Here is a 10,205-nt window from a genome sequence, read left to right on the forward strand (position 1 = left end):
CGCACGGGCGCCGGTCGCACACGGCGCCTCACACGTTCGGGGGCGCTCCCTCGCGCGGCAGCCCGACCAAGCCGGGACGTTTCTGCCAGGGACGGGGGCCGCCGGGCGGCCGGTAGGCGACGCCGAGGGCGTCCAGGCGGGCGTCATGGACGGTCATCCGGCGGGCGAATTCCTGGTAGTCGCGTTCCGCGGGCGGCGGCAGCGCCGACCAGGCGACCTCGGCGAACGCGGTGAGGCGGGGGAAGACCTGGTAGTCGAGGCGTTCCTGGTTCTCGGTGACCTCGGTGAAGACCGTGGCCTGCGCGCCCAGGACGTGCGCGGCCTGCTCGTCCGTCAGCTCCGGCGGTACGGGCTCGAAGCGGTAGACGTCCTCCAGGGTGGAGACATGGCCGAGCGGTACGGGTTCGTCGGGGGAGGCGTCCTGGCGGCGGTCGAGGTAGACCTCGTGCTCGGGGCACATGATGACGTCGTGTCCGGCGCGGGCGGCGGCGATCCCGCCCGCGTAGCCGCGCCAGGAGGAGACGACGGCGCCGTCGGTGAGGCCGGTCGGCGCGCCGACCGCGGCCCGCCGGGGGTCGGCGTCGCCGCCCTCCAGGATCTCGTCCCAGCCGATCATGCGGCGGCCGCGGTCGGCGAGCCAGCGGTCGAAGTGCCGGACGAACCAGAGCTGGAGCGCGTCCTCGTCGGCGAGGCCCAGTTCGGCGATGCGGGCCTGGGCGGTGGGGGACGCCTTCCACTGGTCCTTGGGGCATTCGTCGCCGCCGATGTGGACGAAGGGCGCGGGGAAGAGGTCGAGCACCTCCTCCAGGACGTGTTCGTAGAAGCGCAGGGTGTGGTCGGTGGGGGCGAGGACGTGGGGGCTGACGCCCCAGGTGTCCCAGACCTTCAGGGCGGTGGTGTCGACGACGTCGGTGTTGCCGAGTTCCGGGTACGCGGCGATGGCGGCCTGGGAGTGGCCGGGGACGTCGATCTCGGGGACGACCATGATGTGGCGGCGGGCGGCGTGGGCGACGATCTCGCGGATGTCGTCCTTGGTGTAGAAGCCGCCGTGGGGGCGCGGGTCCCACAGGGTGGACCTGCGGTGGCCGAGGCGGGTGCGGTCGCGCCAACCGCCGACCTCGGTGAGCCGGGGGTAGCGGTCGACGGGGAAGCGCCAGCCCTGGTCGTCGGTGAGGTGGAAGTGGAGGACGTTGAGCTTGTGGGCGGCCATCAGGTCGAGGTAGCGCAGCACGCCGTCCTTGGGCACGAAGTGCCGTGCGACGTCGAGCATCAGTCCGCGCCAGGCGAGGCGGGGGGCGTCCTCGACGCACAGGGCGGGCAGGCGCCATGCGCGGTGCTCCGGGTCGACGGGGGCGCGCCGGAAGGCGTCGGGCCCGAGGAGCTGGCGGAGGGTCTGGGCGCCCCAGAACAGTCCGGTGGCGTTCTCGGCCTCCAGCGTGACGCGGTCGGCTTCGGTGGTGAGGCGGTAGCCCTCGGGCCCGGGGCCCGGCGCGTCGTCGGGCAGGAGGCGCAGCACGATGCGGCGTCCGGAGTCCCGGAAGGGGCGCAGCGGCAGTCCGGTGGCGGCGCCGACCGTCTCGCGCAGCCACTGGGCGACGTCCTCGGTGCCGGGCGGGGCCTCGATCTCGGTGTGCTCGTCCAGGACGGGCCCGTCGCCGTGCGGGGTGGACGAGGCGCGCAGGGGGGCGGGTATCAGGGCGGTCGTTCCGGGGCGGTTCGCGGTGTCCTTCTCCACGTCTGTCACGCCCCAGTCCTACACCGCCGGCCGTGGTGTGCCTCCGGTCGGGACGGGCCGCGACACGCCGCAGCCGGACGACAATCAGCTGCCGCGGGGCGCGGCGGGGCTATTTCAGAGGGGAACGCCCCGACGGAAGGAACCCGATGCGTATCCGTCCCCTGACCGCCGCCCTGCTCACCGCCGCGCTGGGGCTGCCGCTCCTCGGCGCGTCCCCGGCCGGCGCGCTGCCGCGGCACGCGGCGCGCGGTGAGCTGACCGTCACCGTCCACGAGGGGGAGGACTCCACCGGCCGGGTGCTCGCCTCGGCCCGTCTGGTCTGCGGTCCGGACAGCGGGACGCATCCGCGTCCGGCCGAGGCGTGCCGCGAACTGGGCCGGGTGAACGGCGATTTCGCGCGGCTGGCCCCGCAGCGGCGGTCCTGCCCGATGCTCTACCGGCCGGTCACCGTCGTCGCGCACGGCACGTGGGACGGGCGGCCGACCGGTTTCGTCCGCAGCTACGGCAATACGTGCGCGGCGGGGGCGTCGAGCGCCGGGGTGTTCGCGCTGGGCCCGGAGAAGGGCTGACGGGGGCGGGGACGACGGCGGGCCCGGCCCCTCGGGGGGACCGGGCCCGTGCCCGCGGCGGGGTGGCGGCCGCGCACCGCCGCCGCCCCGGACCGGCCGCTACTTCGCGCCGCCGTCCTTGCCGCCCTTGTCCTTGTCGCCGCCCGCGCCCATGGATTCGTAGATCTCCTTGCACATCGGGCAGACGGGGTACTTCTTCGGGTCGCGGCCCGGGACCCAGACCTTGCCGCACAGCGCCACGACGGGCGTGCCGTCGAGCGCGCTCGCCATGATCTTGTCCTTCTGGACGTAGTGGGCGTAGCGCTCGTGGTCTCCGTCACCGTGCGACACCTGGGGTGTCGGCTCGACGAGGGTTCCCGTTCCTGCCCCGCGCTCGGGCTCAAGAGTGCTCATAGGTGCCAAGGGTACTCACGGCCGGGCGCCGCCGGGAGCGTCGGCCCGCCGCCGTGCGCGGGCCCCGGGGGCGGGGGCGGTGGCGTCAGTTGAGGGAGGGGTCGTCGGGGTACGTCGCGACCATCGCCAGTTCGTTGCGCTGGCGGCGCAGCACAGCGCGCCACAGGCGTTCGGGGTCGGGTGAGGAGACGTCCCCGGGCTCGGATTCGACGACGTACCAGGCGCCCTCGACCAGCTCGTCCTCCAGCTGGCCGGGGCCCCAGCCCGCGTACCCGGCGAAGATCCGCAGACTGCCCAGGACCCTGGCCAGCAGTTCGGGCGGGGTTTCGAGGTCGACGAGGCCGATCGCGCCGTGCACGCGGCGCCATCCGAGGGGTTCGCCGGCGGGAGTGCGGGGCTGTGGCGCGTCCTCCGTCCGGGGTTCGGTGCCGGTGGTGGCGGCGCCGGGGCGGACCTCGCTCTCCAGGGAGGCGGCGTCGTCCTCGCCGGCCTGGCCGCCGGGGATGACGGCGACGCCGAGCGCGGAGTCGAGGGAGACCGGTCCGCCCTGGAAGACGACGCCGGGTTCGCCGGCGAGGGCGGCCCAGGGCGCGAGGATGTCCGCGACGTCGACGGGGGTGGGGCGGTTGAGGACCACGCCGAGGGAGCCCTCCTCGTCGTGGTCGAGCACCAGCACCACCGCGCGGTCGAAGTTCGGGTCGGCGAGCGCGGGGGTGGCGACGAGCAGCCGGCCTGTGAGCGAGGACACCTCGGTCATGGCCACATGATCCCGCACTTCGGCCCGATGCGGACAGTCAACCGGCCGGACCGCGTGAGAGCAGGGAAGGGCGTACGGCGGCAGCACCGGCGCACGGTGCGGGCGCCGGAACGTACATCCGAGGCATACCGCAATCTTTTCGAACAAAGCGCGATTACGCATCAAACGGTGATCGTAGCGGAGGGTGTTGTGACACAGTCATGACGCGTCCCGCCCCTCCCCGGCTTCCGAAGTACCCCCCATGCCCCGCTTACCATTTCTCCTTGGCCCTAGCCCGTCTCCAGGAACGCGAGATCCATGACCGTCTCTACTGACGACGTACTGCTTGTCCACGGCGGCACCCCGCTCGACGGCGAGATCCGGGTACGCGGCGCGAAGAACCTCGTCCCGAAGGCCATGGTCGCGGCCCTGCTCGGCAGTACCCCCAGCCGGCTGCGGAACGTCCCCGACATCCGTGACGTGCGGGTGGTGCGCGGACTGCTCCAGCTGCACGGTGTCACCGTCCGGCCGGGTGACGAGGAGGGCGAGCTGATCCTCGACCCCACGCACGTGGAGAGCGCGAACGTCGCGGACATCGACGCGCACGCCGGCTCCTCGCGCATCCCGATCCTCTTCTGCGGCCCGCTGCTGCACCGTCTGGGGCACGCCTTCATCCCCGGCCTGGGCGGTTGCGACATCGGCGGCCGGCCGATCGACTTCCACTTCGACGTGCTGCGCCAGTTCGGCGCGACGATCGAGAAGCGCGCCGACGGCCAGTACCTGGAGGCCCCGCAGCGGCTGCGCGGCACCAAGATCCGGCTGCCGTACCCGTCCGTCGGCTCGACCGAGCAGGTGCTGCTGACCGCCGTCCTGGCGGAGGGCGTCACCGAGCTGTCGAACGCGGCGGTGGAGCCGGAGATCGAGGACCTGATCTGCGTCCTGCAGAAGATGGGCGCGATCATCTCCATGGACACCGAGCGGACGATCCGGATCACCGGTGTCGACAAGCTCGACGGCTACACCCACCGGGCCCTGCCGGACCGTCTGGAGGCCGCCTCCTGGGCGTCCGCCGCGCTGGCCACCGAGGGCAACATCTACGTCCGCGGCGCCCAGCAGCGGTCGATGATGACCTTCCTCAACACCTTCCGGAAGGTCGGCGGCGCCTTCGAGATCGACGACAAGGGCATCCGCTTCTGGCACCCGGGCGGCTCGCTCAACGCCATCGCCCTGGAGACCGACGTCCACCCCGGTTTCCAGACGGACTGGCAGCAGCCGCTGGTCGTCGCGCTGACCCAGGCGTCCGGCCTGTCGATCGTGCACGAGACGGTGTACGAGTCGCGGCTGGGCTTCACCTCGGCGCTCAACCAGATGGGCGCGCACATCCAGCTCTACCGCGAGTGCCTGGGCGGCCGGGACTGCCGCTTCGGCCAGCGCAACTTCCTGCACTCCGCCGTGGTGTCGGGCCCGACCAAGCTCCAGGGCGCCGACCTGGTCATCCCCGACCTGCGCGGCGGCTTCTCGTACCTGATCGCGGCGCTGGCGGCGCAGGGCACCTCGCGGGTGCACGGCATCGACCTGATCAACCGCGGCTACGAGAACTTCATGGAGAAGCTGGTCACGCTCGGTGCCGATGTCGAGCTGCCGAACGGCGCGCTGCGGGACTGAGCCGCGACGTACCGCGAAGGGGCGGCCACCGGGTCCCGGACCTGGTGGCCGCCCCTTTTCCCGCCCGTACGCGGCCCGGGGAGGCCGTCGCACGCCCTCCCCGGGTGATCAATGGGCGTCGCGTGCCCCGTGAGGGCCCTGCACGCCCCGTACACGGCACGGGAAAAGGGCGGCCACCCGGGAAGTGGGTGGCCGCCCTTTCACGCCGTAGAGGGGCCTGTACGCCCCTGGGGGCTTACTTGCCCTTGGCGGCTTCCTTGAGCTTGGAGCCCGCGGAGACCTTCACGCTGTAACCGGCGGCGATCTGGATCGGCTCGCCGGTCTGCGGGTTGCGCGCGGTGCGAGCGGCACGGTGGGTGCGCTCGAAGGTCAGGAAGCCGGGGATGGTGACCTTCTCGTCGCCCTTGGCGACGACCTCACCGACGGTCTCGGCGAGGGCGGCCAGAACGGCGTCGGCGTCCTTGCGGGTCACCTCGGCGCGATCGGCCAGAGCGGCCACCAGCTCACTGCGGTTCATGTTTGTACTCCCGTGTTCTTCTTGCCAATGAGGCGTGCCACGCGGCCGGGCCGCGTGTGGGCACAGCGAAGCCGATGCTGCCAGGGCCCTCGGACAGTCCCCGGACCCGGGTCTGCTTGCCAGACCCTCGCGCCCGGGAAGGCATCCTGCCCCCACCTGCGGCGGTAAAGCCAATCCGGCACCCAGGAGGGTCACACGAAAAGCGCCACTGCCTCGACGTGGTGACTTCCGTTCCGTACCGCTCCGGTCCGGGCGCGGGTGGCGGCGGCCGTTGCTGCCGCCACCCTATGGGGGCCTTGACGACGGCGTGTCCCGCGACGCGCCGTACTCAGAGCGCCGTGGTGCCCGTCACAGCCGGGTCCGCCAGCTTCGCCGCGTCCCGCACCGCACCGGCCACCGCGCCCGCGACCTTGTCGTTGAAGACGCTGGGGATGATGTAGTTCGGGTTGACCTCGTCCTCGGAGACGACGTCGGCGAGCGCGCGGGCCGCGGCCAGCATCATCTCGGTGTTCACCGTACGTGACTGGGCGTCGAGCAGGCCGCGGAAGACACCCGGGAAGACCAGGACGTTGTTGATCTGGTTGGGGAAGTCGGAGCGGCCGGTGGCCACGACGGCGGCGGTCTGCCGGGCGATGGCCGGGTCGACCTCGGGGTCGGGGTTGGCGAGCGCGAAGACGATCGCGCCGTCCGCCATCCGCGCGATGTCCTCGCCGTCGAGGAGGTCCGGGGCGGAGACGCCGATGAAGACGTCCGCGCCGACCACGGCCTCCTTGAGGGTGCCGGTGACGCCCTCGGGGTTGGTGTGGTGGGCGATCCAGCCCAGCGCGGAGTCCTCGGGGGCGCCCGCGAGGTCGGGGCGGCCCGCGTGCACCACGCCGTGGATGTCGGCGACGACGGCGTGCTGGACACCGGCCGCGAGCAGGAGCTTGAGGATGGCGGTGCCCGCGGCGCCGGCGCCGGACATCACGACGCGTACGTCGTCGATCTTCTTGCCGACGACGCGCAGCGCGTTGGTGAGCGCGGCGAGCACCACGATGGCGGTGCCGTGCTGGTCGTCGTGGAAGACCGGGATGTCCAGGGCCTCGCGCAGCCGGGCCTCGATCTCGAAGCAGCGGGGCGCGGAGATGTCCTCCAGGTTGATGCCCGCGAAGCCGGGGGCGATGGCCTTGACGATCTCGACGATGGCGTCGGAGTCCTGGGTGTCCAGGCAGATCGGCCAGGCGTCGATGCCGGCGAAGCGCTTGAAGAGGGCCGCCTTGCCCTCCATGACGGGCAGCGCGGCCTTGGGGCCGATGTTGCCGAGGCCGAGGACGGCGGAGCCGTCGGTGACCACGGCGACGCTGTTGCGCTTGATGGTCAGGCGGCGGGCGTCGTCGGGGTTGTCGGCGATGGCCTGGCAGACGCGGGCGACGCCGGGCGTGTAGACCATGGACAGGTCGTCACGGTTGCGGATGGGGTGCTTCGACGACATCTCGATCTTGCCACCGAGGTGCATCAGGAACGTACGGTCGGACACCTTGCCGAGCGAGACGCCCTCGATGCCGCGCAGCTCCTGGACGATCTCGTCCGCGTGCGCGGTGGAGGTGGCGGCGATGGTGACGTCGATCCGGAGCTTTTCGTGGCCGGACGCGGTCACGTCGAGGCCGATGACCGACCCGCCGGAGGACTCCACGGCCGTGGTGAGCTGGCTGACGGCGGTGCCGCTCGCGGGGACTTCCAGGCGGACCGTCATCGAGTACGAGACGCTAGGCGCCGTTGCCATGGCCGACTTCCTCTGCTTTCCCTTGGGTCTTACTGCGCGCCGCTCCGCGGTGCCAGGAGGCGACCGGCCCGGAGCAACCGTCCGATCGTCCCACCTACCTGTCGGTACGCGGTAACCAGCCCCGTAATTCGGAACCAAAATTTCGGTATACGGGAGGCGAAGAAGGGCATGCCGAAAGCCGGCGGCGCGCCCCGCCGGGAAAGCTCGCGGGCGCCCCTCCCGGAGGAGGAGCGCCCGCGTGATGTTCACGACACCGACCCGCCATGCTCGCCTCGCGGCAAGTGGTCGCTCGAAGCGACGAAGGTTGGGCCCGGGGGCTTGGATCGGGCCGGTGCCGACACCAGGCTAACAAAACCGTCCCGGAGGGGAATCCCGCACCCGGCGCGCTTTTCCCCGTACCGCCCGGACGGCGGTGCCGGGCGCGGCCGTCAGTCCCGCAACAGGTCGGGGACCCCGTCCGCGTCCGGCTCGTCCCGCTCGCCGGCGAGTACCGTCAGCCGCTGGGTGGCCCGCGTCAGCGCCACGTAGAGCACCCGCAGCCCGGCCGGGGACTCGTCGGCGATCTCGGCGGGGGCGACCACCAGCGTCGCGTCGTACTCCAGGCCCTTGGCCTCCAGCGAGCCCAGCGCCACCACCCGGTCGCCCAGACCGGCCAGCCAGTCGCGGGCCTGCTCCCTGCGGCGCATCGCCACGACCACGCCGACCGTGCCGTCCACCTCGGCCAGCAGCCGCTCCGCCTCGGCGGTGACGGCCCGCCGCAGGGCCTCCTCCCCCGCTTCCGCGACGGTGAAGCGCGGCGCGAGGCCGGTGGAGCGCACCGCCTCGGGCGGCACCGCGCCGGGCATCGCCAGCGCCAGCACCCGGCCGGCCAGCCCGGCGATCTCCGCCGGGTTGCGGTAGTTCACGGTGAGGGTGAAGCGGCGGCGGGGACGGGTGCCCAGCGCCTCGTCGCGGGCGAGCGCCGCCTCGTCCGGGTCGGACCAGGAGGACTGCGCCGGGTCACCGACCACCGTCCAGGTGGCGTGCCGGCCCCGGCGCCCGACCATGCGCCACTGCATCGGCGTCAGGTCCTGCGCCTCGTCGACGATCACATGGGCGTAGTCGGTGCGCTCCTCGTCCAGGCGCTCGCGCCGGCCGCGGCCCGCCGGCGAGCGGTCCGCGAACGTCGTCAGCTCCTCCAGGCCGGTCAGCTGGTCCAGCGGGTCCGCCTCGCGGCGCCGCGGCGGCCGCGCCGGGGCGCCGAGGATCTGCTGGAGCTCGTCGAGCAGCGCGACGTCGTGCACCGACAGCGGCCCGTGGCCGGTGGCGTCCAGCCGGGCCAGCGAACGGGCCAGCCGGCGGACCTCGCGCGGGTTGAGCACCCGGCGCGCCCAGCGGCCGAGCCGCCGCTCGTCGGCCATCGCGGCGAGCACCGCGCGCGGGGACAGCTCCGGCCACCAGGCGTCCAGGAACTCCTGGAACTCCGGCTCGGAGGTGAGGTCCTCGTCGAAGCCCTGGCGGACCTCGGCGGCCAGCTCCGGGTCGGAGTAGCGGCGGCCCGCGCCGGACGCGTTCCACAGCGCGTCGAGCAGCAGCCTGCGGGCGCGCGGGCGCAGCAGGTTGACCGGCGCGGTGCCGCCGAGCGCGGTGCGGCGGACGGCGCGCAGCGCGTCGCCGTCCAGCTCGATCCGGCCGCCGAACGCCACCACCCGCAGCCGGTCCGGCGCGCCGGACCGGTCCAGCACCCCGCGGGCCGCCTTGCGCAGCACCTTCTGCATCCGGGCGGAGCCCTTGACGCGGGCGACCTCCGGCGGGTCGTACGCGCCGCCGGACACCTCGGCGCCGTCGACGAGGGAGCCGAGGTCGCGGATGGCGACCTGGCCCTCCTCGCCGAGCGACGGCAGCACACCCTCGGTGTAGGCCACCAGCAGGGGCGTCGGGGAGACGATGAGGATGCCGCCCGCGTAGCGGCGGCGGTCCTGGTAGAGGAGGTAGGCGGCGCGGTGCAGGGCGACGGCGGTCTTGCCCGTGCCGGGACCGCCCTCGACCTCGGTGACGGAGGCCGCGGGCGCCCGGACCACCCGGTCCTGCTCGGCCTGGATGGACGCCACGATGTCCCGCATGGTGTGGCCGCGGGTCCGGCTCAGCGCGGCCATCAGGGCGCCGTCGCCGACCGCGGCCAGTTCCTCGCCGTCCAGGGTGGCGGTGACCTCGGGGCGCATCAGGTCGTCCTCGACACCGAGGACCTTGCGGCCCTTGGAGCGGATGACGCGGCGGCGTACGACCCGGCCGGGGTCGACGGGGGTGGCCCGGTAGAAGGGGGCGGCGGCCGGTGCCCGCCAGTCGATGACCAGCGGGGAGTAGTCCGCGTCGAGGACGCCGAGCCGCCCGATGTGCAGGGTCTCGGCGATCTTCGCCCGGCCGTCGCGTACCGCGCCGTCGGCGGGTTCGACGGAGGTGTAGGCGCCGTCGGGGCCCTTCTTGCCGTCCTTGCCGAGGAGGAGGTCGATCCGGCCGAAGAGGAAGTCCTCGTACTCGGAGTTGAGCCGGTGGAGGTGGACGCCGGCCTGGAAGACCTGGGCGTCCCGCTCGGCGAGGGCGCCGGGCGTGCCGACCTGGCCCCGCTTGGCGGCGTCGTCCATGAGGAACTCCGCCTCGTGGATCTTCTCCTCCAGCCGCCGGTAGACGCGGTCCAGATGCGTCTGCTCGGCCTCGATCTCACGGTCGCGAACGGAATCCGATGCGTTCTCCGGTGCGTGCGTGGCGTTCTGCGCGGCCACCCAGGCCCCCTTCTCCTGTGCGTAGGGCAGCCGTCAACCGTACGCGAACCGGGCACCGAGTGCACCTGA

8 protein-coding genes are annotated in these 10,205 nt (G+C 73.1%); 2 read left to right on the top strand and 6 right to left on the bottom strand.

All coding sequences use genetic code 11. From position 1 onward, the window contains the following. Window positions 1–28 precede the first annotated feature (28 nt). A complete protein-coding gene (locus AC51EU_RS21940) occupies window positions 29–1,744 on the bottom strand; it encodes a beta-N-acetylhexosaminidase (RefSeq protein ID WP_496268740.1) in 1,716 nt (571 codons plus the stop codon). A gap of 137 nt (window positions 1,745–1,881) precedes the next feature. Between AC51EU_RS21940 and AC51EU_RS21945 the strand changes: the two genes are divergently transcribed. After that, window positions 1,882–2,304, top strand: a complete 423-nt coding sequence (locus AC51EU_RS21945; RefSeq protein ID WP_496268741.1) for an SSI family serine proteinase inhibitor — start codon at window positions 1,882–1,884, stop codon at window positions 2,302–2,304. A 99-nt stretch (window positions 2,305–2,403) separates the two neighbouring features. On the opposite strand, the gene AC51EU_RS21950 is transcribed toward AC51EU_RS21945, so the two are convergent. Together AC51EU_RS21950 and AC51EU_RS21955 are read right to left on the bottom strand one after the other, a co-directional pair. Then, on the bottom strand, window positions 2,404–2,697 hold the full coding sequence (locus tag AC51EU_RS21950) for a DUF3039 domain-containing protein (protein WP_496268742.1): 294 nt from the start codon (window positions 2,695–2,697) through the stop codon (window positions 2,404–2,406). Between the two features lie 85 nt (window positions 2,698–2,782). Further along, window positions 2,783–3,454 carry a YqgE/AlgH family protein gene (locus AC51EU_RS21955; RefSeq protein WP_496268743.1) on the bottom strand — a complete coding sequence of 224 codons (672 nt, stop codon included), beginning with the start codon at window positions 3,452–3,454 and terminating at the stop codon, window positions 2,783–2,785. Window positions 3,455–3,751: 297 nt separating this feature from the next. Between AC51EU_RS21955 and murA the strand changes: the two genes are divergently transcribed. Continuing rightward, window positions 3,752–5,098 (top strand): UDP-N-acetylglucosamine 1-carboxyvinyltransferase, encoded by a 1,347-nt coding sequence (gene murA, locus AC51EU_RS21960; protein WP_496268744.1) that lies wholly within the window; start codon window positions 3,752–3,754, stop codon window positions 5,096–5,098. 235 nt (window positions 5,099–5,333) lie between these two features. Here murA and AC51EU_RS21965 read toward each other — a convergent pair whose 3' ends face one another. From AC51EU_RS21965 to AC51EU_RS21975, 3 genes are all read right to left on the bottom strand, one after another. Continuing rightward, a complete protein-coding gene (locus AC51EU_RS21965; RefSeq protein ID WP_004951951.1) occupies window positions 5,334–5,615 on the bottom strand; it encodes an HU family DNA-binding protein in 282 nt (93 codons plus the stop codon). A gap of 328 nt (window positions 5,616–5,943) precedes the next feature. Beyond that, window positions 5,944–7,377, bottom strand: coding sequence for an NAD-dependent malic enzyme (locus tag AC51EU_RS21970; RefSeq protein WP_496268745.1), 1,434 nt, complete (start codon window positions 7,375–7,377; stop codon window positions 5,944–5,946). 428 nt (window positions 7,378–7,805) lie between these two features. Next, on the bottom strand, window positions 7,806–10,136 hold the full coding sequence (locus AC51EU_RS21975) for a HelD family protein (protein ID WP_496268746.1): 2,331 nt from the start codon (window positions 10,134–10,136) through the stop codon (window positions 7,806–7,808). Window positions 10,137–10,205: the final 69 nt, after the last annotated feature.

The sequence above is a fragment of the Candidatus Streptomyces philanthi genome (genome assembly GCF_059553635.1).

Excerpts from the sequence above, each read along its gene's own strand:
- AC51EU_RS21970 (WP_496268745.1), bottom strand. The coding sequence starts at position 7,377 with ATGGCAACGGCGCCTAGCGTCTCGTACTCGATGACGGTCCGCCTGGAA.
- AC51EU_RS21950 (WP_496268742.1), bottom strand. The coding sequence starts at position 2,697 with ATGAGCACTCTTGAGCCCGAGCGCGGGGCAGGAACGGGAACCCTCGTC.
- AC51EU_RS21955 (WP_496268743.1), bottom strand. The coding sequence starts at position 3,454 with ATGACCGAGGTGTCCTCGCTCACAGGCCGGCTGCTCGTCGCCACCCCC.
- AC51EU_RS21965 (WP_004951951.1), bottom strand. The coding sequence starts at position 5,615 with ATGAACCGCAGTGAGCTGGTGGCCGCTCTGGCCGATCGCGCCGAGGTG.
- murA (WP_496268744.1), top strand. The coding sequence starts at position 3,752 with ATGACCGTCTCTACTGACGACGTACTGCTTGTCCACGGCGGCACCCCG.
- AC51EU_RS21945 (WP_496268741.1), top strand. The coding sequence starts at position 1,882 with ATGCGTATCCGTCCCCTGACCGCCGCCCTGCTCACCGCCGCGCTGGGG.